Raw genomic sequence first — 25051 nt, 5'->3', positions numbered from 1 at the left:
CCATAAAAATTTTAGATTAATAAACAGTAAGTTAAGCTACCATTCGAACAAAGAAGTCTGCTATGGCTGCTTTTTAGCCTGAATTAAACAATTTCTGGGTGTAATACTGTTTGCACAGAATTCAAACATCTCAACCTGATAACCATGTTGTTCTAAAAAGCACACTCTATCTAATAATAACCACTGCTCTATTATTAGACGAAATAGGTGCGCGACTAGATCGATGCGACGCGTTAATGCCTGTCTGTGCTCACCTTTGATAAGGTAGTCATCAAAATCAATTGACCCGTTAAGTGCAACGCCCTTTTGGTTGGCTGCCCATCGACAAAACTCATCAAAGCTTGCGGATAATTGACTGCGTTTTACGCTGGGAATGGGTAAATATCGGCCGCTACCAGTGATGTCTCTTTGTAAAGAATCAAACCCCAAGCGCCAGCTTATTTCTTGATGTCGTAATAGCTGCTGCTTAGGGTTAGCAATAACACTTTGCTGTAAAGGCAACTGCAAGTCATGACGTGAAAACGTTAACCCCGAGTCTTTAGCTACATCAGATAGTGCCTGATAGTGACTTGCTTGGATTAAATGATAACAACAAGGCGAGAATGAAATAGCGCGAGTCGACGCCTGTACAGCTAAATCAATCAGCCTTACATGCAAATCACCACAGGCATGCAGCGCAACCGCATGCTGTTTATTAATTAAAGGGCTATTCGTTATTTCAAATACATCAGTGCAAGTAAACGTTTGGGGTAAATGCCATTTATCAGCAAAGGCTTGCCCTTGCTCACATAAGCTTTGCTGCCATTCTAAGCTGGTTACCTTTGTCGCTTTTTTCTTCGCTAAATACCGCCCTAAATGCCCCTTCCCCGCACACCATTCAAGAATGGGTAAATCATCCGCAGGAATAAAGTGAGCAAACGCAGTAATTTGTTGCCATTTGCGCCCTTTGATATGCGCGCTAAAATGACTAAGCTCGCTTTCAGTTAGTCCCTGCTCAGCAATCTTGTTTTCCATTTGATTAACGCTAACTTCAACCTGAGCTTTTACCTTACTGGTGAGTAGTTCAAATAAGCCATCTATGCTCAAGTTATTTGATGCTAAATCAAGCTGTAAACTTGGCAATAAACACTCAACTAAAGCAGTTTGATCTGCGTCTATTGTATCAATTTCACTGTCATCAATTTGCCAAACTGCTTTCGCCAGCTCTGGGAATTGTGTCTCCCAAGGTAACTCGGCACACTCAAAAGCCTGCACTTGCCACAAAGGGGTAAGTAACAATAAACAATCGCTTCGAATCGATAACTGCTCACTGAAAGTAAGACGATGAGTTGCTGATGTATTTACTTTAGCAATAGACAATATTTCACCTTGTTAATTGTTAACTACCGAGTTGTTCTTATTGGTCGCCATTCGTTTACCCAACCAAACACCTAAACCGAGTGGTGCGAAAAATACTGTAATTAAAAACAAAATGAAATACACAATGACACTCTTAATGGTTTCAGTGATCTGTTGAAACACTAATTCGACGGTTTTATGGCTCAATGCGTCTAAATCTTGAACCGCCGCAGCTCGCTCATCTGCAATCATTTGAACGAGTGCTTCCCGCTCGTGAGTAATGATTAACGCCAATGAAGCACGCTCTTTAGATAACTGCATTAACTTATCATCAGTCACTTGACTTAACTGCTCAATAAGCGGGCTTAGTTCCGTGCGCATATCAGCGGCAAGCTGTGTCATTAACTCAGGGGTTTGCTCCATTAATGCCTGAAATTTAACGGTAGTTTGACTGATATCTGTCAGTGCCTTTTCAACATCTGCTGCATTAACATCAGAATGTAACGCATATAGTTCGGCTTTCCAGCCCAAAATTTTCGGCATTTGTTGGGTTGTCATCGCCATACGATCTGACATGTCACTCATCACTTCAGGCATAGAGCCGAATGTGGTTATCGCTTCAAACTCAGATATATTACTAAACTCAAGCCAATCATTAAAAGCTGAGGTTCGGCTAAACGTCAAATCACTGATTGGGTTTTTAGCTACGTATTGCTCAACAAATTTCTGATGCTGTTTAAAATTACTCACATTAAATCCCTTTGCCGTTTTAGCAAATCGAGCCGATAGACGTTGACTCGCTTCAATAGCAATATGCTGATGCCCCCCAAAAACCTCGCGTCCCGCACCAGTTGTAAAATAGTGGTTCATTTGCTCAGTAAACACCCAAGTATCAATCATAGCTGCAATCGGGGATGCCTGAAAAATCGCGCGTTGTAGGCTTTGCTCTGAATAAATTTTCCACATCAGAGTATTAGATTTTATTGCCACATCATCCGTGTCATTAGCAATTAAATCTGCGCTGGATTCAACCTCTGTATAAAAGTTATAGCTATATTCACGGCTGAACATACGCATATTAATTTGCTCTTTAGGCAAGGGCTCTACGCCACTTTCAAGCTTAACCTCTAATAAAGAGCAGCCAGTTAATACGCTGACGCTCACTAACAACAATAACACTTGAACCAAACGGTTAACGGCTGAACTTTCCCATGCATTCATGGTATTCTCCACACAAATAAGCAGCAAAACAACAAACAAACACCAACAGTTATCCATAGCTTGCCTTACAAATGAAACACTTGTGACACAGCTATAGGTTTAATTTAACTATCTGATATATATATAAAATAAATATTATCGAGACTAGTTATTTTTACATTTTCTGTCTAGGGCTAAATGCTATTTGGCTCAGTAGAATCCAGGTTTATTAATTCAGTATAGGATGTTTATATGCACTCTCCTTGTGTCGCTAAATGCGGTCTCAATGATGACGACTTTTGTATGGGATGTTTTAGGCATATCAATGAAATTGTAGGTTGGGGTAAAGCGAGCGAAGAACGTCAGCAACAAATTTGGGCTTTACTTCCCGCAAGAAAGGAAACCATGAAGGGAGGCAATAGTCAGCAAGTTATCAGTCGAGAAAAATGGCTTGCTGCAGAAGGAAAGCTTACCTAAGCAAAAAGGTTACCCATAGGTAACCTTTTGTTTTTTTTTATCGAAGAACACTTTATTTTTTCATCATCGATTTCAAATCAGCAAACGGATTGTAAGTCGCCGCTTCTTGTTTTACTTCTGTGGTACTGCCATAACGGATCAACTCTTCAAAGCGTGAGTGCTCGTTATCATGGCAATAAAGACACAATAACTCCCAGTTAGAGCCATCTGATGGATTGTTGTCATGATTATGATCAACATGATGCACCGTAAGCTCACTTAAGTTCTTATGAGTAAATTCTCGTGTACAACGTCCACAAACCCAAGGGTAGAGTTTTAACGCTTGTTCGCGGTACCCCTTTTCTCGGCTGGCTTTATATTCTCTTGCTTCCGCTAAGACTTTATCGAGTTTGCTTTGAGTACCTGACATCAACTTTCCAACTTTTGTTTATTGACCATTCGTGGCTAATTGTAAATATTAACCTAAAAAATTACCCCAAGGATAATCTCAGTTATCCGTTGGGGCAATGGTTTCTATCACAAACGCATTTAATAAAGCTTACATTACCGCTAAAGCCAATATGACTACTCTGTTACCAATTCAGAGTTCGACAGATGTAAATAGTGTAGATAACGTTCATATTGATTAACAATATCTGCAATGATTTGCTCTTGGGTGTACCCCATAACATCATACTGCTGACCACCGTGCTCTAAAAACACTTCAACACGATAATAGTCTTGTTCGCTATCAAACAACTCAACATCCGCACCATTCATATTAAACGCACGTAACCGCAGCCCATAAGCAAATGGCAGAGTATCATTATCTTCATTACCGATAACCAACCTGACACGTTGCTCATCTTGGGTGATTACAGCAGCGATATTTTTTTGCAAAAATATTTGCTTCACTTGGTCAAGACCGGGCTTGGCGATGTTATCTAAAAACTCTTGTGCATCTTGATGACTCGGCTGAGAGACAAGCACATCAATGCGATCTTTCCAACTCATATTCGCTTTAGCAAATTGCACACTGGTATTATGAGATTGGACACTGTTTATCTTCAAATAATCATCTTGTAAGGCTCTAAACAAGCCGACACACATTAATAGCATGACAATTAAAAACGGCATTGCACTGGCTATTGCCGCAGTTTGTAATGCTTGTAACCCACCCGCAATTAGCAGTACCGATGCAACAACCCCTTGTAAAATAGCCCAAAAAATTCGTTGCCATACTGGAGCACTATTGTCGCCACCAGATGTAAGGTTATCAATCACCAACGAACCTGAATCTGACGACGTCACGAAAAATGTCACCACTAAGAACACGGCAATAATTGATAAGATGTTCGAAAAAGGTAAGTGTTCAAAGAACTTAAATAGCGCTACTGAAACGTCACTTGAAACAGCATCCGACAAATAGGTTGCACCATGATTCATTACAGCATCGATTGCGGTATTACCAAATGCCGTCATCCATAGGAAAGTAATTCCTGAAGGAACAAATAACACCCCAATCAAAAACTCACGAATGGTTCGTCCACGGCTTACTCTGGCAATAAAGGTACCGACAAATGGGGACCATGATATCCACCAGCCCCAATAAAGTAGTGTCCAACCACCAATCCAATCTTCTTTTTGATCGTAGGCATATAAGTTAAATGTTTTACCCACAATGTCACTTAAATAGCCGCCAGTGTTTTGCACAAAGGCTTGCAATAACGCAATTGTCGGGCCAAGTAAAAGCACAGCAACCAAGAGTAACAAAGCTAACCCTAGGTTTAACTCGCTGAGCCTTTTAACGCCTTTATCTAAGCCTGAAAACACCGATAAAGTCGCCACGCCAGTGATGGCAATAATTAAGATCACTTGGACAGTGATATTGTTTGGCAATCCGTCAATTAAATAGCTTAAGCCTGAGTTAACTTGCAACACACCAAAGCCTAATGAAGTCGCGACACCGAACATAGTGCCTAATACTGCAAATGTATCAACTGCGTGACCGATTGGACCATATATGCGCTCTCCAATTAACGGATAAAGCGCAGAGCGAGGTAATAGTGGTAACTTATGTCGATAAGAAAAATACGCCAAACTTAACGCCACAATGGCATAAATCGCCCAAGCGTGAATACCCCAATGAAAGAAGGTAATTTTCATTGCTTCTTTTGCGGCTTCTATGGTTTCAGGGCTGGTATCAGGTGGCGCAAGAAAATGCATCACAGGCTCAGCCACACCAAAGAACATCAAGCCAATTCCCATACCTGCAGAGAACAGCATGGCAATCCAGCTTTTGTAACTATAGTCTGGGACGGCGTGATCTGGACCTAACTTGATATCACCAAAACGGCTCATCATAACGAACATGATAAAGATGATAAAAATTGCGACGCCTACGATGTAAAACCAACCAACTTTAAGTTGCAGCCAAGACTGAACCGTTTGGAAAAAAGCAGCGGATTGCTGTGGCCAAAAAGCACACAGGAGAACCATCATAGTAATAAGGGTGACAGACGAAAAAAATACAGGCGGATTTATACTAGCCTTAGGTAACATTAATACTCCTAGTTTGGAGTGAAAAGATATCTAAGCTAACCTAAGCGCTAAGTCGTTCAAAAATCTATTTGTCGAACTTAATGCTTTGATTAACTTATAAACTAACCTTCACAATAGCACAATCTAATGGATGTTTTTGTCTTACAGCACACGCTTTAAGCAAAAGTTTACCCGCAGTTAACAACTGTCAGAATTAAGACACATATAAACACAGGTTCATAACATTAAATTTGCTCTGCAAGTTAATGTAACAGCAAGCCCTCGGACTAACATTTTGAGTTGACTGTAAGATGTTAGTACTAGGTGATGAGGATGTCGTGCTTTAAGCAACAGGATAAATGACGAGTTTTCAGTAAGCTCAGGGGCAGTCCATTTATCCCTGAGCGACTTAATATGCAGACATCGACGAAAATAGCATCTATTAGTTTTATCCTTGCTAAAGGCCGCTCACAATTAAATGCGTATTAAGACTGGCATCTAGATTAGCTTAATACTTATTGTCGCTATTTTTAGCCTCAAGCTCACTGTCTACTAATGTGTCTTTGGCACTGTCTTTAATAGGCTTTTTAGCGTTAGTGGCTGTGATTGATTTTGCCGAAATTCCAGCGGTTAAATTAAAGCGCATCGCATCTTCAAACGACCAATCAACTTCAATTAAATCTTCTCGTTTAACTAAACTCGTAACACCAGCCATTTGATAACTCAACTGAAATAAAACCGGTACCCAATCCCCGTCTGGTAGCGCGTCTGTTAATGGTTTAGGCGCGGTTTGGTTCATAATAAAACCAACAACATAACCACCGTTTGCCTGTTTAATCAGCACGGTCTTTTGGTTTTTTGGCTTACCATCGCTTTTCATTAACCCTGCAATATCACGAATACTGCCATATACCGACTTAAACAAAGGAAACTTCATTAATTGCTGTTCAAGCCATGAATATAACCAAGCAAACGGACTAAACGAGAATAGTAACCCCGAGATAAAAACCAATACTGCAACCAGGATAAACCCTGTGCCAACAAAAGCGTTGTCCAGTTCGACAATATCAAGCAAGAAATGACCTAAGCCATCTAAAGAGATAAATAAAGACCAGAATAACCAAAGGCTGAGTACCATAGGTAACAGATTAGTTAGGCCTCTAGAAAGGGTGTTTTTCATTACGTCCACGCAAATAGAAATCAGGACGAAAATGGTAGCACACAATGCTCATAAGCCATGACGTATATTCATCACAGCTAAATGAGCAAAGCTGGCTTTGTGAGCTAAATCACGAATAGATCTACAAAGCCATCTTTAATCTGCATCAACATACAGTTATAGCGAGCGAAAACTGCTATTTAGGCGCACTCAGTTGCAGCCATTGATTTCGGCCTAACTCGAGTACAACGCCCACTGCCAGCCCTACAGCTGTATTAATTGCCAAACACGCTAATGCCGTTGAAAAAATGACAAAAATACAAAAGGGCTTGCCATCGATAAATCGCTTAGACCAAGCGAGCTGCGTTCCTGCAATAGCAAGCAAGCTTCCCAACACCGCTAGGGGAATTAACGATAAAACAGTCGCAATGCCCTGCCCCCAAAAAATGGCTATGAATAAACACGTTCCACCAAAGATTGCCGGTGCTAACCATGTTCTAGCACCAAAGTGATGTTGAACAGCAAGTCCTCCAGCGCCATGGCACATTGCTGCGCCGCCAAATGGCGCCATGAGTAAGTTTGACCAACCTGAAGTTTTTGCAAAAGCTTGTGGAGTAAACTTGTCACTGTCTTCGGGGAATTTGTCTTTAGCCATTGCCGAAATCGCAATGACAGCGTTAGTTAAGGTGAGTGCTAATTGCGGTAATACTAACAATAATGCAGCTGAACTCCACTCATTAGACTCAGGCCAACTGAATTGCCAACCTGTGGTTTGAGTAAAGTCAAAGTTCGGGCTAGATTGGCTAAATAATTGCCATAGAATGCCTAGAAAAATCACCAAAGGCATAACCAAATACTGCATTGGCATAAACCGACTTAAAAACAAAATACCAAATGCCAATAAGCCTACGCCCCATGTTTCACTCATCATGAAACCGCCCATCCACATCAACTGAATACCTATGGCGAGTTGAATACCGATACTGATGGCAGGCGACAATTGTTTTGCCATCCACTGAATAATACCGCTGTATGCCAATATCAGAAGGATCCCCCCATCAACATGGCAGATGCTTGCAACATACCGGGGGTTAACCCTTCAGCAATCACTAGCGCGCTTATCACTTTCATCGGTTGGATAGGAATAGGTCTTCGATAATAAAAAGCAGTAAAAATTGCAAAACAACCAAAGCCTAAGAATATGCCTTGGGGGAAAATTGATTGAGGGCAATAAGCCCAAGCACTAAAGGAAGAAAAGTGCCTAAGTCCGCAAAAGCACCACTGAACTCACCTGAAATTTTGTTGAAATTATTAAAACGGTTGGTCTTACATCTCATATATCTTGCCGTAGGGATTGGATACTGAAATATAGCAATTTGAATGCCAACAAAAATAATGTGAACTAGTTCAAAATAATGCTGTGATGTTAATCGTTTAGCCAAAAACAATAGACATATTGACCCACACAAAAATTCTTTAAAAGGTCAATATGTCCAAATTAGTCATTCTTAATATGATGACATCGAGGTTAGTGAACTCAGATTTTCGCAATAAAAAAGCACCTCGAAAGGTGCTTATTAATTAATGAGTTATCTAGAGCTCACTCAAAGTTAGTTTGCCTTACTTATTATAAGTTAAGATCTTTTTCCATATCTTCGTATGAAGTATGGCGAACATCTTTACCTTTAACGAAGTAAATAATGTATTCACAGATGTTTTTACAGCGATCGCCCACTCGCTCAACAGCACGAGCAGCCCAAAGAACATCTAGTACACCAGGGATAGAGCGAGGATCTTCCATCATATAGGTCATCAATTGACGAATAATCCCTTCATACTCTTTATCTAATTTGGCATCTTCTTTGTGTAACTCAAATGCATTATCTGCATCCATACGGGCCAAAGCGTCCAAGGTTGAATGCAGTGTACGAGTAGCATGACGCCCCATGTTTTCAATGCTTACTAGCAATGGTTGTTGATTGTTCAAGCGCTTATCTAACGCAGCTTTAGCAATACGAACACAGGCATCTCCGATACGTTCAAGATCGGTAATGGTTTTAGTGATTGTGATAATCAAACGTAAATCACTGGCTGCTGGTTGGCGTTTAGCGATGATACGAGTACATTCTTCATCAATAGACACTTCCATGCCATTAACACGGTGATCACCATCAATGACTTTTTGCGCAAGCTCAGCATCTAAAGAAGCAAGTGCATCTAGAGATTCTTCTAGTTGGCGTTCAACTAGGCCGCCCATGGCTAAAACACGGTTACGAATATCTTCAAGTTCGGCGTTAAATTGACCCGAGATATGCTTATTTAAACTTTTGTTTTCCATTACTGTATCAACCTTATTCTTTACTATATTGACCTAAGCCATCAGCTCTAATGCAATAAATTTAGCCGTAACGACCGGTAATGTAATCTTCTGTTTTACGCTTTTGTGGCGTAGTGAAGATAGTATTAGTGTCAGCATATTCAATCAGTTCACCCATATACATGAATGCCGTTTGATCTGATACACGTGCAGCCTGTTGCATGTTATGCGTTACGATAACCACAGTATATTTTGATTTAAGATCCGTGATTAACTCTTCAATCGTTAACGTTGAGATTGGATCCAATGCCGATGTTGGTTCATCAAGCAGCAATACCTCTGGCTCAATGGCAATGGCACGGGCAATAACAAGACGTTGTTGCTGACCACCAGATAATCCGAAGGCGTTATCGTGCAAACGGTCTTTAACTTCATCCCAAATTGCTGCACCGCGTAATGAACGCTCGGCGGCTTCATCTAACTCACGACGGTTACTCACCCCTTGCAGGCGTAAACCGTAAACCACGTTCTCGTAAATCGATTTTGGAAACGGGTTAGGACGCTGGAACACCATACCGACATTACGACGAAGTGCAGCAACATCAACTTTCTTGTCATAAATATTTTGACCGTGAAGTAAAATTTCACCGTCAATATGACAAGTTTCAACTAAGTCATTCATACGGTTAATACAACGTAAAAGCGTCGATTTACCACAACCACTTGGACCAATAAATGCTGTCACTTGGTTTTTCGGGATTTTCATGCTCACATCAAATAGAGCTTGTTTATCACCATAACGTAAATCTAAATTACGAATTTCTAGCGCAGTATCCTGTGCAGGTAGGTTAGCTAAATCGACAACTTCAGATTTAATAGCGCTTTGATCAATAGAAATCATTTTTCTTTTTTCCTCAGGATATCGCTAATTAGTGTTCTAGCGAACGGAATTTTTCACGTAAGTGATTACGTACACTGATAGCTGTTAAGTTAAGTGTCACAATCACAGATACTAATAAGAATGAAGTGGCATAAACTAATGGTCTTGCCGCTTCTACGTTAGGACTTTGGAAGCCAACGTCGTAAATATGGAAACCTAAATGCATAAACTTACGTTCTAAATGGATAAACGGAAAGTTCATATCAATAGGTAAAGTCGGTGCGAGTTTAACAACACCCACTAACATCAATGGTGCAACTTCACCTGCTGCGCGCGCAACAGCCAAAATAAGGCCTGTCATAATTGCAGGACTCGCCATTGGAATAACAATTCGCCATAAGGTCTCAAACTTAGTCGCACCTAGCGCTAAACTGCCTTGACGCACTGCACTTGGGATTCGGCTTAAGCCTTCTTCAGTCGATACAATGACCACTGGAAGCGTTAGAATCGCTAACGTTAATGCTGACCAAATCACACCTGGCGAACCAAAAGTGGGTGAAGGTAGCGCTTCTGGATAAAACAATTGGTCTAATGAACCACCAAGCATGTATACAAAGAAGCCTAAGCCAAAAACGCCGTAAACAATTGACGGAACACCCGCTAAGTTAATTACCGCGATACGGATCATCTTAGTAATTGGACCCTTTTTAGCATATTCGTGTAGGTAAATAGCAGCGATAACCCCAAATGGCGTTACAATAACGGCCATCAGCATCACCATAAATACCGTACCAAAGATAGCTGGAAATACCCCACCCTCAGTATTTGCTTCACGTGGGTCATGGCTAACAAAGCGACCTAAACCGACAAACCAATGTACTACTTTATCGAAACTGTTCATACGATTGACGTAGCTAACGTCTAATACTGAATCTAACTTGAGCGTGACTTCTTCACCGCGCATGTCTCGAATTATCACAGAATCTCTTGCCGCTTGGTCACGCAACGCGAATAAGTCTTTTTCCATGACTAAGTAATCTTGATTGAGCTTTTCTGTTTGTGCATCTAATTCAGCTTTACGCTCTGGGGTTAATTTACCGTCTAACTCATAACCACGTTCTTTTAAACGTAAACGCTCAAGAGCATAGTTAACTGAACCAATCTCAGACTTTTGAAGCTTTAACGCCTGCTCGCCGATGGTCACAGCACGGTCAATGTGCTCTTCTAACGCGATTTCGATTTGCTCGCCTGATAATGGTAAACGTTCACCATTTTCAATCACAGCAACCGGGTAGCCGTAGAAGTTACCATTTTTGGTACGCTCCAACATAGCGATATCAGTAGGCTTTTCACGACTAACAATGTCTGTAGCCAAAATCCAGCGAAAATCCAAACCAACGAATTCACGGTTACCTGTTTTCACTAGATAGCGAGTGACAAACTCACCAGGATGTTCGTTAAACTGATGACCTGCTGAAATCAATCGTTCAGTAGGCACTTCTTCACGGTCATAAATCTCACCAATTAAGGTTGATTTAACACCATTATTATCTTCAAGTTGCCATTGATAAATATCGGCAGGCCAAAAGTAACTTAATCCACGCCATGCAATTAATAACAACAAACCTAATACTGCAATCAAGCTGATACTGACTGCACCACCGGTCATCCAAATCCATGGAGAACCCGATTTAACCCACTTACCCATTGCTCAAACCTCTCAAAGCGATTGGCGAAATATTCATTATTATTTTCATCTTCATTCCTTAAAGTGAGCTGTAACGTTCACGTAGACGTTGACGTACCACTTCTGCAATGGTGTTAAAGACAAAGGTAAATACAAACAAGACGAATGCCGCAAGGAACAATACACGATAGTGCGAACTACCAATGGCAGATTCAGGCATTTCTACCGCAATGTTAGCCGCTAATGTCCGCATACCTTCAAATACACTCCATTCAAGGATTGCGGTGTTACCTGTAGCCATCAGTACAATCATAGTTTCTCCCACTGCACGACCAAGTCCCATCATCACAGCGGAAAAGATCCCTGGACTGGCTGTCAATAGAACCACGCGAGTCAGAGTCTGCCAGTTCGTTGCACCCAGCGCTAATGAGCCATTTGATAAATGACGTGGCACTGAGAAGATAGCATCTTCAGCAATTGAGAAAATCGTTGGAATAACAGCAAAGCCCATCGCAATACCGACAACAAATGCATTTCGTTGGTCAAAGGTAATCCCTAAATCATTGGTAATAAATTGGCGAGTATTACCATCAAAGAAAGCAATCTCAATCACTGGACTGATTTCGAATGAGAACCAACCTACAAACAAGATCACAGGTATTAGCATGATTTCTTGGTAAGTTTCAGGTAATCGTTGCTTCCACGAGTTTGGTAACCAGCTCCAAGTAAATGCACTTAGTAAAATACTGGTTGGTAACAATGTCAGTAATACTAAAATGCCTGGAAGATGGTCTTCAATTAACGGCGCTAACCAAAGGCCCGCTAAGAAACCTAAAATAACCGTAGGAAGTGCTTCCATAATTTCAATGGTTGGCTTAACAACACTACGGACTTTAGGCGACATGAAGTAAGCGGTATAAATTGCACCAGCAATCGCTAATGGCACAGCGAAAAGCATCGCGTAAAATGCCGCTTTCATGGTACCGAATGCTAACGGCATTAAGCTTAGTTTTGCTTCAAAGTCATCAGAGCCTGAAGTTGACTGCCAAACATACTGTGGCTCTGGGTAACCTTCGTACCAAACTTTTTGCCACAAAGCACTCCAAGAGACTTCTGGATGGTCATTGTCTACCGCAAATACATTCAAGCTATTATTCGCTTCAACAATTAATGCATTCGAACGTGGGCTAAATGCCATTGCTCCAGGTTGTGCAATATTAAACGTTTCAGTGAATAAATTACGCTGACTGGTTGTATAAAGCAGTGATAGCTCACCTTCAGGACTCACTACAGCAAAGCTTTTGCGATAAAACTCAGTTGCAATCGTCTGTACAGGTGAATCAATCTCAAAATCACGAATTTTTTGGTATAAACGACCACTTCGGCTACTAACCTGAAAATACTGGTCGATAGTACCGTCTTGGTAATTAACAAGAATCGAACTCGCACCAGCAAGTAAGCTCACATTAGAAACTTTGTTTGAGCCATCTTTAACATCAATAACTTGCAGCAATGACGGTTCATCAGTGTCGCGAATATCATAAATGAAGATTTTGTTTGATGTAGGCAGGATCAACTGGCGATGATCAGGTGTCATTAACGCCGTTAACGCATCTTTAGGCGCATCTTCAACAACGGTCAGATCTGAATACCATTCAATTTCTTCGGTCATCATGTTTTCTTCGCCTTCAAGACGATTTAACTTCCATGCACCTTGATTATCTTGGTATGCAAAACCAATGCGACTATCGATATAGTCAAAGGCTAAGTGATGTAATGGCTGACCTTCATCAACCATAATCGGTGTTTCACCTAATGGGTAGCGTAAACGTGGTGTAATTGTTCGCACGTTATCAGGGTAAGTCACGCCAAAATCAACCCCAACGATTAACGCCTCTCCCGTACTTAATCCAAGCGCAAAACGTTGCTCATTTGGTTTAGCTTTGGCGCTACTAACCACTGTCGCCCCTTCAGGAAGCGGAGGCTGAAAACTCTCAATTAACTGTTTACTGGCTACTGAATAAAAATCAACTTGGCCATTTACCAGTACGCGATAAGCTATTTCATTTTGCTCATCACTTCCCACCATTAAAGTGGCAGTCTCGGTATTTTGATAACTGATTGTTGATACAGGTTCAACATCAGCACCATCAAAAATTGGCTTAATAACATACAATAAGTAAAAGAAAATCAACAACAAAGCGACAAAAACCATGGTTCCACCCACAGTTACACCCACTTCAGCTGCCTTATCCGTAAATGCTCTTCGATTCGCTTTTCTGCCTACTAGCAGACTCTTCGTCTCAGAACCAGGTTGATTGACCTGACTTTCCATTCAGAACCTCTATAATTAATCGTCAGCGAAATTTCGCTATGATTGTTTAATCCGCTGTGATACTAAATAAATAGCTGTTTTATTTACCTTAAGCGTTTGTGATTACAACTCAACAATTGTCAGTTCAAATCAGTACGTTTAAGTGATTAATTGATGACATTTTTTAGATGCCTATTTTAATTGGCTGAATTATATGACGTATATATGACAGTAGTGTTACAGGCGATTTATTTGTTAAACATTTGGGAGTTTCTTTTATGTTACGTTATCTAGTTACCTTGCAAGCCCCTGATAGAAAAGGGTTAGTTGAACAGATTGCAAATGTTATCAGTCGTCACAACGGCAACTGGCTCGACTCCGAAATGCGCCATATTGACGGCGTTTTTGCCGCAATATTACAGTTAGAAGTATCGGCATTAAAATGGGATACCTTGCTTGAGTCTTTGGAGTGTATCGAAGGGCTAAGCTGTACATACAGTAAAACGGGCCACATAGCAGAGCCGATTAAACGATTAAGTTTTAATTTAGTAGCCTACGACCGTGAAGGCTTAGTGCTTGAAATTTCAAATAAAATAAATGCACTTGGTATTAACATCGAGCAATTTAGTAGTCAGCAAGAAACTGCAGGCCACAGTGGTATTGCATTGTTTAGAGCCACCATGGGTTTAGGGTTATCAGATCCAAGTCAGGAAGAACAACTCACAGAATCACTATATGAACTCGGTGACGATGTGGTGTTAGATAAACTCAGTAAAAGCGCCTAGCTCCTTTTGTTTGTTGCGTTAATGAATATATTAGCGCAACAGATATCCCTTCTATTCAATCTAAAAAACCGTTTAAATTTACTGACTACCATCTGTTAGACTACTAACAAATCATAACAAAAATGAGTTTAGAGATGTTAGGAACGTTATCAAAAATGCGCACTCAGCTTGATGAGCAAAATGGAGTGCACTATCAATTACCCGTAGGGGATGCACTCTTAGAGTTAAACCCTTTAATCGGTAAAACACTCACCTTGACCCATACGGGTAAAATTTTATGCTCAAGTTGTGGTAAGAAAACCAAAAAAAGCTACTCTCAGGGACATTGTTACGTGTGTATGTCAAAGCTTGCTAGCTGTGACTTATGCATCATGAAGCCTGAAACGTGTCACTTTGATCAAGGTACTTGCCGTGAACCTGAATGGGCGCAAAGTCATTGCTTTGTTCCTCACTTTGTCTATTTATCTAATACATCTGGGATCAAAGTTGGCATTACGCGTTACACGCAAATACCGACTCGCTGGATAGATCAAGGCGCCACACAAGGGTTACCTATCTTTAAAGTTTCAACTCGCCAACTTTCAGGCCTTGTTGAAGTCGAATTGGCAAAACTGATTAATGATAAAACCAATTGGCAAGCCATGTTAAAAGGTAATGCTGATGATGTTGATTTAGTCGATATGGCCAATCAATTAATCCCAGAAATTGAAGCAAAACTGTTAGAGATAAAAGAGCAAAATCCTGACTTTGTGATTGAGCGACTCAATGATCAAATTCAAGGTATTCGCTTCCCTATTACCGAGTTCCCTAAAAAAGTAAAATCTCATAACTTTGATAAAACACCTGAAGTAACGGGAGTTTTGCAAGGTATTAAAGGTCAGTACCTCATTTTTGACACAGGCGTTATCAATATCCGTAAGTTCTCATCATACGAAGTGAATGTTGACACTGAATAACACTTCAATTGAACGTTAAACTGAATATAGGCTAAATAAAAAGCCGCAGAACATAGGCTCTGCGGCTTTTTTATAATAGTTTCTCGCTCAGGAAAATCGTTACATCGTATGATTAGGGATAGAGTTCAGCATCATACCAGTCAATTTATCAAAGCGGATCTCACGATCTTCGATAGGTTTTCCTGTCTCTGTAAACCCTTGTGCTAACACTTTCCAAATAGGTTGAATACGATTCGGACTAAACAAAGCCACCAGTACAGATCCTTTTTCAAAATCATCATCAATACCTGATGTTGATAAGCCAGCAACGAGACCTGCTCTTTTCATGATTTCTGCGTCACTCATTTCCGACTCTAGCGCCATACCAAAACCAATAAGCACATTTGGATTCTCATTATCTTTAGCAAAATGGTAGCCCTTTTGCTCCATGATTTTTGCTATCGATTGACGCATATGTCTCACTAATTCAGCATCATCAAGTTTATTTGCACTATGAACAGTAAACATCGTTGGGTGCCAAGCAAAGCTCTTTGCTTGCGAAGAAATAAAGCCAAGATCTCCTGAAGTCACCATTGTGATTCGACTAGGAGCAGGCTTGATGACCTCTTCTTTGGTTGCACAACCTGAAATCAATACAGCGAAAAGACTTATACATAAACACCATTTTTTGCTATTCATTCACATTTAGTCCTGTAGTCAGCAAGTTAGCCTATCTTTATTGTATCAAGCTATTGAAATTTCGTTATCAATATAACACTTAAACCCTAACCTAACCTGACTCAATTTCAATAACAAGTTATGTCATGTTACCAGTAAAAAACTACACACAAGATTAGCAAGCTATAAACGATTACAGTACAAATGTAAAAGCGCCATCCACGAAAAATGTAATTAACACTAGGTTAGCCAGTATATTCCCGTTAAGATGATGACCTATTAGCACTGCCGTATTGATATATTTTACCGATTTATGGAACTCGTTTTTACTATTGCAATATTCGCTTTTTCTGCAGGAATTACACCCGGCCCAAATAACATCATGTTAATGACGTCTGGCGTTAATTTCGGTATAAAACGCAGCATGCCACATTTACTAGGGATTATTATTGGCTTCCCGAGTATGGTGGTCGCTATTGGCTTAGGACTGAGTGCCGTCTTTCAAGCCTACCCAATGACGCATCAAGTCATTAAAGTTGCTGGTATCATCTACCTACTTTACCTTTCTTGGCGCATCGCTAATAGCTCAAGCAACCTAGAAGGTAAACAAACAGCTAAACCATTTAACTTCTTTCAAGCTGCTGCATTTCAATGGGTTAATCCTAAAGGCTGGATTATGGCTGTCGGCGCCATCGCTACCTTTACTGACATTTCACACGCTTTAATTCCGCAAGTATTAACCATTGCAGTGGTATTTTTTATGGTGGCATTACCTTGTGCCTCAATTTGGTTAAGCTTTGGTATTGGCCTTAAAAAACTGCTTAAAAACGAGCGTCAGCAAAGAATATTCAATATCTCAATGGCCCTGCTATTAGTGTTATCTATCATACAGATGGCTTTACCTGATTAGTCTTACATTGAATAAACAACACTGTTAGTAAGGCTGTTAGCTATAACGCCGAACGTTAGTTTTAGCGTAAGCCCGCTATGACGAATTGAACATATGACAGGAAAGAACATGCAAGAGCAAAGCGAATACCATATTGAAACAGCAAACTGGGTCAATAAAGTGATCATGAAATACAATATTTGCCCATTTGCACGTCGAGAAGTTGAAAATAACAGCATCCGATACATTTGCAGCGAAAACACTAAAGTCAAACAGGTGCTAAAAGACTTTCTGTCAGAATGTGAATACCTAGATAACCATCCCGATACCGAGACCACACTATTCGTTTTACCCCGAGGTTTTGAAGGCTTTTATCACTATCTCGATCTTGTCGATTTAGCCAATGCTAAATTACTCGAAAATGACTATGAAGGTGTCTATCAACTTGCCAGTTTTCACCCGGACTATTGTTTTGATGGCGAGCCACAAGATAGTCCCACAAATTATACCAACCGCTCACCTTATCCAACGATTCACATAATTCGTGAAGCGAGTATGGAAGCCGCTTTAGCTGAATATGATGAGCCAGAATCTATCCCTGAGAGGAATATCGCTTTTGCTGAACGTAAAGGCACTGAATTTTTTACTGTATTATTAAAACAATGCAAGGTAGGAAACGAGATTAAATAAACATTACTCGGTATCACTCATTTGGTAATGTCGAGTGACATTGACAGTAAGCCGCCCCCAAGCTGACAGCTTCACTCGTGCTTGATGCACTTCGAATGCCATTTGATCTGTAAACACTTCATCGACATTATACTTATTGGGATTTTTGTTATCAGGAAGCACTTCAAAACTAACGCAGCCAGACTCTGCTAGCGTCAGCTTGCGGTGCAAAGGTAAGGCTTGTTTTACTGCGGATAAATCCTCATCAGCCACTAAAATATAGCCTGTTAATCTGACTCTACTCAATTCATCTTCCTTGAAGTTGGGTGATAGCTAAAACTAAACGACAACACTAACGCTTAGCTTTGTTTTTGCGCTTATTGTAATCCTACTTGTCAGCAGAATGATTTACACCATCATTTATCACTACATCGCCTAATTCATATGGGTTCACTCCAACCAGACACCCAATGTTATAGCCATATTCATTGGGATTGGAGCGTCGTTGGTGATGTGTATAGATGCCACATTTAGAGCAAAAGTAATGTTTAGCGGTATGAGTATTAAATTGATAGCAAGTTAAATGCTGCTCGCCTGCAATAATCGTTAAATTTGCTAAAGGAACAGAAGCCACAATGGCACCTTTACGGCGACAAATAGAACAATCACAACGTCTGGGATTTTCTATTCCATTAGGGAGAAACAATTCAATGTTCACTTCGCCGCAATGGCAACGAGCAATATGCCGCAGCTTAATAAGGATTGCACCAACTTTTTGTATCATTAATCAAGCCTCCATGCTTTAAATATACTTATCCAGAGTAACGTTATAGCATGCACATCACTCAATCCAGATGCCTATTTTTAAAATAGAAGATTGAAAATACAAGTTTGAAAAAACAAGATTGAAACCTAAAAAGCTTCATTTACATTGAAATAAAATCCACTGTCGCCATCACCAAAGGCCAAGTCTAATCTAAGGTTAACTCGCGGTTTCACTTCAAAACGATAACCAATGCCCGTGTTGGGTAGCACATCAGATGACGCTAATTCACTAAATTTATCAGAAATAACCCCAGCACCTACCCAATATACCATGCCATGACGACCAGATAAGTTTTGACGATATTCTACTTGAGCAAGGAGCATTTGCTTATCGCGATAACGACCTGAGGTGTAACCTCGTAGTAAATCTCCGCCGCCAGCTTTAGATAGCTGATCCCAAGGTACATCACCATGGGTAAATCGACCACGTATTTGCCATGCCAGAACGTCACTACCTGCAACTGGATAATAAGTGCTGTATAGAGCATTAACGACTTCAAAATCTGTTTTGCTACCTAAGTCTTTACGATATACACCGACATCTATCTGAGCAATTTTTCCCTGTTCAGGATTGAGTACATTATCTCGGCTATCATAATTGGCCAATAAGTTAATACCTACGCTGCGTGATGATGCTTCTAATGGCGTGATATCAACTTCAGATTCTAAGATATCTATACTACTGGCTTTGGCATAACTGAAGTCAAAACCTGCTCCAACAAACAAATTTGACGACACCCGCTGAAGGAACATTGGATTTGCACTAATCACTCTGCCACTAAAATCAGTACGATTCTCATCTTGATAGTTTTCATCATACCCAATGCCATAAAACACATCGGGAATATCTGACAATTCGGCGTTGAGATATAGGCGCTGCCTATCTTCATTCAGAAAGGTTTTATTTTCAATGGACACACCTAATGCGCCATTAATAGAGGCTAAACCATTAATGACCAACGAAGATAATTGACTTACCTCATCGTCAGGATCAACTTGATACAAGCCTACAGCAGAAATGCCAACACCTAAATCCATTTCAGGATTGTAAAATGGCCCTGGTAAAAAGCTAAAATCAATAGGTTTACTCGGGTCAAATTCGCCATCAGCCCCCAGCTTTTGTAAAAAATTTTCTACCCAGCCGAGCGCTTCATTGTCGTCTTGAAATGGCACTTCATCAGCACCGTTAGCCTTATGCAGCTCTTGTTCTGTGATCTGTTTAGTCGCGCCATTCACTGATTGAGACTGTGCTGCTGACACACTAAAACTCAGCATGAGTGAAATTGACAGAGGTAAAGTCGGCAAAAGTAACGCTGAACGCCTGCAAGCATGATTGCGCTTTGAGCTCACTGTAACAGCCAATCTGCTTGCCACAGAATTAATTAGCTTCATTAACGTGTCCTTGGTTTGAGCTATCAGCTTGTTTCAGTTGTTTCGCTAATGGCAACTTAGGGTACTTAGCTAAATGTTCAGCTAACATGGCTTGATCTCGAGTTTGGTTATAACGAGATAACTCAAGAAACTGCTCTTGTGTAAAACCTTGCTGCCAAAGCGATGCAGGCACATGATCAAATGAGGCTGAAAATTTAGGGTCTACGAATAGCCATTGCTTTGCGACTTCATCAATGACAATCCCGTGAACAAGATTGGCAAGCTGTAACTCATGCGGCTCAACCGTTTGCTCATAAAGAGCGCTGATCGCTGGCCATGATTTACTGATAAATGCCAAGCCCTTAGGCACGATGTAAGGTGATTGTTCATCTCCTAATTCATAGTGACGTTTAAGCAGCATGAATTTATTCGGTAACGGTTCGTTTGAATCCCACCAATAACCATCAATGGCTTCAAACATGGCATCAGTTTGTTGGGCAGAAACGGGGGCTAACCAAGCGATGGTTGCAGAAATCCACGTTGTCATATGAAAATTATATTGCTGACGTGTCATGGCTAAATTATTGGTGAGCACTGCAAGAGCGATTTTCGCCCCTAACATATTCGAGTAAAGATCTTCAGGTGAATACGCCGACACATCTTCGGTCCAGGGACTAAAGCTACGATAACCATGGTATTGAGCTATCTCATGGGCTTCTGCCATAGAGTAAGCCAAACGAACCGCTATACTTGCCGCCAGTTCCCAGCGCTCAGTAGCGGTTAACTCGCTGACGTCAAACGCCGCTAACTCAATGGTTCTTGGACCGATTTCAAACGGCAGCTCAATAGTTTGCGCCTCACCTAAATAAGGCTGAATGCGGTAAAACAAAGCCACAGCGTTATCAGCAGTATCACGCACATGAGCGAGGTCAATAAAGCCACCTTTTAGGGTGTACACCAAACCGTTATTCTCACCACTTCGGCCAGCATTCGGCGCCGACTTTTGATGGCTAAAGCTTCCCGCTTCAAACGCATGAGCACCAATATCATCCAGCTCAATCGTATTGGCATGTCTAAAAAATGGCACCGGAATCGGTCCAAGTTTAACTTTCTGGCCACTACCAAATGCACAACAAGGTCTAACACTTGTCGGTAAAGGTAAAGCTGCTTGCTCTGGTAATTTGATGTCCTTGAGTAATGCGTTGTCAGGCTCATTATCAAGCGCTGCTTCCACTGCCACATCAGATGGCGTCGCACTGACTTGCCATTCACTGCTTGAGCAGCCACTAGCGATAGTGATTATTGAAAGGAGTAATAGGTTTTTGTTGAGAAACTGCATCATTTTATAAAATCTCGGATCATTTGATTGATGAGCTCCGGAAAGTCATTCGTTAACCCGTGGGAAGCATCAGGAATAATGATAAGTGGCGCATCTAGAAAAACTGAAAACTCATGCCCTTTCTCTAATGGAAACACCTGATCGTTTTCACCCCATATCAATAAAGATGGAGGCAAGTTATCTCTGAATTCAGCAGGTTCCAATTGATTTCGATACGCAGGTAATGTGGTAATCAACGAGCGTTTTTCTTCGAGGTAATTCGCAAAGTATGTTTGATAGATTTGTTCATCAATAAAGCTTGGGTACCAAGGGTGTGCGACAAAGGTATGTTCCAAAAGATGCCTTACACCTTCTTTATCTTGAGGCACAAACACCGCTTCAGGGGTTGTTTGGCCTAATCGCTCACTCATCGCATCCATATCTGCATCACTAAAGACAATCCCCGGACTGGCAAGCATCATCGCTTTTTTTACTTCTGGCGCTTTAATCATTAAGTCAAACGTCACAAAGCCACCGAACGAAATACCAACAAGGTTTACTTGTTTAAGCCTAAGTTCACTTATAAGCTGTTGAATCGCCAAAGTTTCGCTTTCAATGGTTGCTGGAGCATGGCTATATGAATCGCCAAACCACAATAAATCAGGAACAATAATATGGTAATCGACGACAAGATCTTGCATGGTTTCATACCAACTTGTCATGCCTGTACCACCAAAACCATGGAGTAAAATGATTACTGGAGCCTGTTCATTGCCCCCTTGCCAATAATGTAATTCCCCTTCCTGCGCTAGCGTTAAATGGTTTCGGTCAAAACCAGCATTAATTAGCTGATTTTGCTGATAACTATCCACCATAGAGACGGTCGAGCAACCGGAAATGAGCCAAATAACGATACTGGTAATCAATAATCGCATCAGTATTAAAACCGATACCCAATGGAGGCCATAAAGCTTGTACGAGTACCAAAACCACCCTCAAGCAACAAGTCAAAGCCAGCGCCAAGGTGTAATTGAGCCCCCACCAAGGTGTTCCATTTATCAGCTAGATGTTGGTTAACTTCAAATTTACCATCACCTATCAAATCACCAATACTCGAGTCACCGATAGGAAGAATATCTTTAAGGTAGCCACTGAATGTCTGTTCAACGTTTTGGTACATACCACCGACCCATACCTGCAGATCATTACCATATACTTTGGTGCGATAGCCCACCCTTGGCGACACAACTATCGTGCTGATTTCACCATCGAGAATATCCAGATCTGTATTGGTATAATTCACATCCAATAACGCAAACCAGTTATCAATACCGCCAACAATGGTGCCGCCAACGCCATAGGTTGTTCCTTTAAAATTTAATTCAAAATCAAAAGGATCTAACTCAGGGAAAAAAGGTAAATCGACATCCACTTGCACATTGGCGACGCTACTGCCTTTTGTATGACCAATAACACCATACAAGTTCAAAAATGGAAGCACCCACATGTCTGCCCGAAACGTTAATGTTTCAGAGTCTTGTAGTGCTTCGCTGCCATTAATCGAAATCTTGTCATCAATAAAGTCCCCTAATCCTGTAAAGGCAACACTATCGACCACTAAAGGCTGTTCCATCGTCATATAATTGATGCTAAAGCCATAAGGTTTTGGGAGTTCGTAACCTAAATCAATCGCTTCTTGTGCCCAAATAGGGAAAGCACGTTGGTATTTGGGAGTGACTTCTATCGAATCTTCAGCAAAAACGATATGACTAATAAAAAGCGTCGAAAGAGCAATAACAAGAGTAAAAGTTCGTAGCATTAGAGCGAAAAATCCTTAACAGCTTCAATGTTAATCAACATTAAAAACATTGAGATAAATAAATAAGTGACTCATTCAATGCTTCTGTACTGGTAAAATTAATCTCAGCATTGATGATAAAATAGACAGATAAATTTGGGAGCGAGGATGATAGAGATGAAGTATTAATTTAAAATTAAAATTGAGCTAAAAGGAATATGGATGTTTAAGAAATCCAATATCTTGACAATGCCACTAACAGCAAGCCCGAGCAATTAACAACCACCCAGATGACCCACCACAAACTTAACATGTGTATCAAACTGTTATTTATTCGTTTAGAAAGGATAATGACGGACAGCCATAGCTTCAGCTTGATTTGCTAATACGTGTGGGGAGTCCGTATTTCAGCGCGTGTTCAGAGTGTTTGTCGACATAAGAGTGAGTTATAAATTAGCTTTTGAATGAACAGATTCAAAATTGTGGTTAAGCTTAACGAGATGACAATATTAATAAAATACTAAAAATCACAACGGATTTTCCCGTTATCATTAAGAGTCAACACTGCACGTTTATTGACTTCAAGATTAGTCACATAACCACATCGTCCATCAAGGGTTTCACCACTCTTAAGCACTAGCTGATACTGATAATCACCATCAAGTTGAGCTAAGTCATAGTAGATTCGATTTTGCTCACCAATGTTTATCTCACCAAAATCGAGACGACTATGTGGCAATTGAATGACTGCTGAATCAATAACAAATTCAGAGCTATTCTTAACTGTCACACTCGGGCTGACATAAAAATATGACCAATACATTAGTGCAACAGCTGCACAAATCCCTAAAGAGACTTTAGTAAAAATGCCTAACCAACGATTACCAATGTCTAACTTTTGATCGGTTGAAAATAACATTTACGTTTTTGTTCCTTTTATAGAAAACACCAAAGGAATTGATTGGCCTTTTACAATAGAGTGAAACTGGTTCGGTTGCTGCTCAATTAAGTTTTCAAAGCAATTATAAGGGCTATAAGGATATTCATTGACACTATCAATGCGAATACCAGCTTGAATCAAAGCGTTAATCACTTCTCCCAATGAATGTGCCCAAGTCACCATCGTCTGCGGTGTATCATCTTCTACATCAGTATAACTGCCTTCAGTGACAATATCTGGCTTGGATTGATGAAAATACGGATACCCCTCTAGCACATCCTGTACAGGATGAAATTCAGCCATATAAAAGGTGCCACCGGATTTTAAATTATCTGCTATCACTTTTGCCCACTGAGTCAAACAAGGCAGCCAACAAATAGCGCCAAACGAGGTGAAGACAATATCAAAACTATGCTGACTATAAGCTGAATAGCTATAAACATCTGAGCAAACAAAATCAGCGCTTATTTGGCATTGTTTAGCCAGCTCATTCGCTTTATCAATGGCTGTATTTGATAAATCAACACCAGTCACTTTAGCCCCTCTTCTTGCCCATGACAGCGTATCTAACCCAAAATGACACTGAAGATGTAATAACGACTTATCCGCAACATCATTGAGTTCTGCGAGCTCAATTTCAGTCAGTGTGGTTTCGCCAGCAAGAAAGCTTGGAACATCATAAAACGATGAGTCAAAATGCACTTTTGCTCTTTCATTCCAAGCCTGTTTGTTTGTCGTTAAATAATCCATTTAAACTTAATCCGTTTTTAAATGCCCAACGCCGTATTAAACTGATTCCTTTATAGCGTATTGCACCTCTATAGTACATTTTGAGTGTATATGTAAGCACTTGACTTAATTTCAGCAACCTTAATGCCTTTTATTTTATTATCAAAATCTAGAATACATTAGCTTTTTCTGAATTTGTTTACATAAAATGGTGTAAATAAA

23 protein-coding genes and 1 pseudogene are annotated in these 25051 nt (G+C 40.5%); 5 read left to right on the top strand and 19 right to left on the bottom strand.

What is annotated here, in order from left to right; all coding sequences use genetic code 11:
* Nucleotides 1-60: 60 nt before the first annotated feature.
* Both ACGEDC_RS16175 and ACGEDC_RS16170 read right to left on the bottom strand, forming a co-directional pair.
* Complete coding sequence (locus ACGEDC_RS16175; RefSeq protein ID WP_394494478.1) at nt 61-1359, bottom strand: methyltransferase; 1299 nt, start codon at nt 1357-1359, stop codon at nt 61-63.
* A gap of 12 nt (nt 1360-1371) precedes the next feature.
* A complete protein-coding gene (locus ACGEDC_RS16170) occupies nt 1372-2559 on the bottom strand; it encodes a chemotaxis protein (protein ID WP_394494476.1) in 1188 nt (395 codons plus the stop codon).
* A 231-nt stretch (nt 2560-2790) separates the two neighbouring features.
* Here ACGEDC_RS16170 and ACGEDC_RS16165 point away from each other — a divergent pair, with 231 nt between their 5' ends.
* Nucleotides 2791-3015 (top strand): DUF1289 domain-containing protein, encoded by a 225-nt coding sequence (locus ACGEDC_RS16165; protein ID WP_153914820.1) that lies wholly within the window; start codon nt 2791-2793, stop codon nt 3013-3015.
* Nucleotides 3016-3067: 52 nt separating this feature from the next.
* Here ACGEDC_RS16165 and ACGEDC_RS16160 read toward each other — a convergent pair whose 3' ends face one another.
* From ACGEDC_RS16160 to ACGEDC_RS16125, 8 genes and pseudogenes are all read right to left on the bottom strand, one after another.
* Complete coding sequence (locus ACGEDC_RS16160; RefSeq protein ID WP_055022992.1) at nt 3068-3424, bottom strand: YajD family HNH nuclease; 357 nt, start codon at nt 3422-3424, stop codon at nt 3068-3070.
* 155 nt (nt 3425-3579) lie between these two features.
* The gene (locus tag ACGEDC_RS16155) at nt 3580-5556 is read right to left on the bottom strand and encodes a BCCT family transporter (RefSeq protein WP_080915393.1); all 1977 of its coding nucleotides are present in this window, start codon (nt 5554-5556) and stop codon (nt 3580-3582) included.
* 487 nt (nt 5557-6043) lie between these two features.
* Nucleotides 6044-6715, bottom strand: coding sequence for a DUF502 domain-containing protein (locus ACGEDC_RS16150; protein WP_394494473.1), 672 nt, complete (start codon nt 6713-6715; stop codon nt 6044-6046).
* A gap of 175 nt (nt 6716-6890) precedes the next feature.
* Nucleotides 6891-8031 (bottom strand): annotated as a pseudogene (locus ACGEDC_RS16145) (putative sulfate/molybdate transporter).
* Nucleotides 8032-8321: 290 nt separating this feature from the next.
* On the bottom strand, nt 8322-9032 hold the full coding sequence (gene phoU / locus ACGEDC_RS16140) for a phosphate signaling complex protein PhoU (protein ID WP_055022995.1): 711 nt from the start codon (nt 9030-9032) through the stop codon (nt 8322-8324).
* Nucleotides 9033-9093: 61 nt separating this feature from the next.
* Nucleotides 9094-9912 carry a phosphate ABC transporter ATP-binding protein PstB gene (gene pstB, locus ACGEDC_RS16135; RefSeq protein WP_055022996.1) on the bottom strand — a complete coding sequence of 273 codons (819 nt, stop codon included), beginning with the start codon at nt 9910-9912 and terminating at the stop codon, nt 9094-9096.
* A 28-nt stretch (nt 9913-9940) separates the two neighbouring features.
* Nucleotides 9941-11599 carry a phosphate ABC transporter permease PstA gene (pstA, locus tag ACGEDC_RS16130; RefSeq protein ID WP_394494470.1) on the bottom strand — a complete coding sequence of 553 codons (1659 nt, stop codon included), beginning with the start codon at nt 11597-11599 and terminating at the stop codon, nt 9941-9943.
* Nucleotides 11600-11657: 58 nt separating this feature from the next.
* Nucleotides 11658-13913 (bottom strand): ABC transporter permease subunit, encoded by a 2256-nt coding sequence (locus tag ACGEDC_RS16125; protein WP_394494468.1) that lies wholly within the window; start codon nt 13911-13913, stop codon nt 11658-11660.
* Nucleotides 13914-14170: 257 nt separating this feature from the next.
* Between ACGEDC_RS16125 and ACGEDC_RS16120 the strand changes: the two genes are divergently transcribed.
* A complete protein-coding gene (locus tag ACGEDC_RS16120; protein ID WP_055022999.1) occupies nt 14171-14677 on the top strand; it encodes a glycine cleavage system protein R in 507 nt (168 codons plus the stop codon).
* A 134-nt stretch (nt 14678-14811) separates the two neighbouring features.
* Nucleotides 14812-15633 carry a DUF2797 domain-containing protein gene (locus ACGEDC_RS16115; RefSeq protein WP_394494465.1) on the top strand — a complete coding sequence of 274 codons (822 nt, stop codon included), beginning with the start codon at nt 14812-14814 and terminating at the stop codon, nt 15631-15633.
* Nucleotides 15634-15732: 99 nt separating this feature from the next.
* On the opposite strand, the gene ACGEDC_RS16110 is transcribed toward ACGEDC_RS16115, so the two are convergent.
* Nucleotides 15733-16311 (bottom strand): DUF4136 domain-containing protein, encoded by a 579-nt coding sequence (locus ACGEDC_RS16110; RefSeq protein WP_394494463.1) that lies wholly within the window; start codon nt 16309-16311, stop codon nt 15733-15735.
* 292 nt (nt 16312-16603) lie between these two features.
* Between ACGEDC_RS16110 and ACGEDC_RS16105 the strand changes: the two genes are divergently transcribed.
* Nucleotides 16604-17200, top strand: a complete 597-nt coding sequence (locus tag ACGEDC_RS16105; protein ID WP_394494461.1) for a LysE family translocator — start codon at nt 16604-16606, stop codon at nt 17198-17200.
* A 108-nt stretch (nt 17201-17308) separates the two neighbouring features.
* Nucleotides 17309-17869, top strand: a complete 561-nt coding sequence (locus ACGEDC_RS16100; RefSeq protein WP_394494459.1) for a DUF1415 domain-containing protein — start codon at nt 17309-17311, stop codon at nt 17867-17869.
* A 3-nt stretch (nt 17870-17872) separates the two neighbouring features.
* On the opposite strand, the gene ACGEDC_RS16095 is transcribed toward ACGEDC_RS16100, so the two are convergent.
* The 8 genes from ACGEDC_RS16095 to ACGEDC_RS16060 form a co-directional block, all read right to left on the bottom strand.
* Nucleotides 17873-18154, bottom strand: a complete 282-nt coding sequence (locus ACGEDC_RS16095; RefSeq protein WP_055023004.1) for a putative quinol monooxygenase — start codon at nt 18152-18154, stop codon at nt 17873-17875.
* Between the two features lie 82 nt (nt 18155-18236).
* Nucleotides 18237-18632, bottom strand: a complete 396-nt coding sequence (locus tag ACGEDC_RS16090; RefSeq protein WP_394494457.1) for a GFA family protein — start codon at nt 18630-18632, stop codon at nt 18237-18239.
* A gap of 128 nt (nt 18633-18760) precedes the next feature.
* The gene (locus ACGEDC_RS16085) at nt 18761-20065 is read right to left on the bottom strand and encodes a BamA/TamA family outer membrane protein (protein WP_394494455.1); all 1305 of its coding nucleotides are present in this window, start codon (nt 20063-20065) and stop codon (nt 18761-18763) included.
* Nucleotides 20052-21386: a DUF4056 domain-containing protein gene (locus tag ACGEDC_RS16080; protein WP_394494453.1), complete on the bottom strand. Its 1335-nt coding sequence runs from the start codon at nt 21384-21386 to the stop codon at nt 20052-20054. Before ACGEDC_RS16080 ends, ACGEDC_RS16085 begins: the two co-directional genes overlap by 14 nt.
* Nucleotides 21383-22297, bottom strand: a complete 915-nt coding sequence (locus ACGEDC_RS16075) for an alpha/beta fold hydrolase (RefSeq protein ID WP_394494451.1) — start codon at nt 22295-22297, stop codon at nt 21383-21385. The genes ACGEDC_RS16080 and ACGEDC_RS16075 overlap by 4 nt, the downstream gene beginning before the upstream one ends.
* A gap of 5 nt (nt 22298-22302) precedes the next feature.
* Nucleotides 22303-23181, bottom strand: a complete 879-nt coding sequence (locus tag ACGEDC_RS16070) for a virulence protein (protein WP_119968706.1) — start codon at nt 23179-23181, stop codon at nt 22303-22305.
* A 499-nt stretch (nt 23182-23680) separates the two neighbouring features.
* Complete coding sequence (locus tag ACGEDC_RS16065) at nt 23681-24079, bottom strand: hypothetical protein (RefSeq protein WP_394494449.1); 399 nt, start codon at nt 24077-24079, stop codon at nt 23681-23683.
* Nucleotides 24080-24850: a class I SAM-dependent methyltransferase gene (locus ACGEDC_RS16060; RefSeq protein WP_394494447.1), complete on the bottom strand. Its 771-nt coding sequence runs from the start codon at nt 24848-24850 to the stop codon at nt 24080-24082.
* Nucleotides 24851-25051 lie beyond the last annotated feature (201 nt).

This window comes from Shewanella sp. ENK2 (assembly GCF_043568515.1).
Lineage (GTDB): Bacteria > Pseudomonadota > Gammaproteobacteria > Enterobacterales > Shewanellaceae > Shewanella > Shewanella japonica.
The sequence above is the reverse complement of the archived record's forward strand: the minus strand, read 5'-3'. Positions and strand labels throughout refer to the sequence as shown.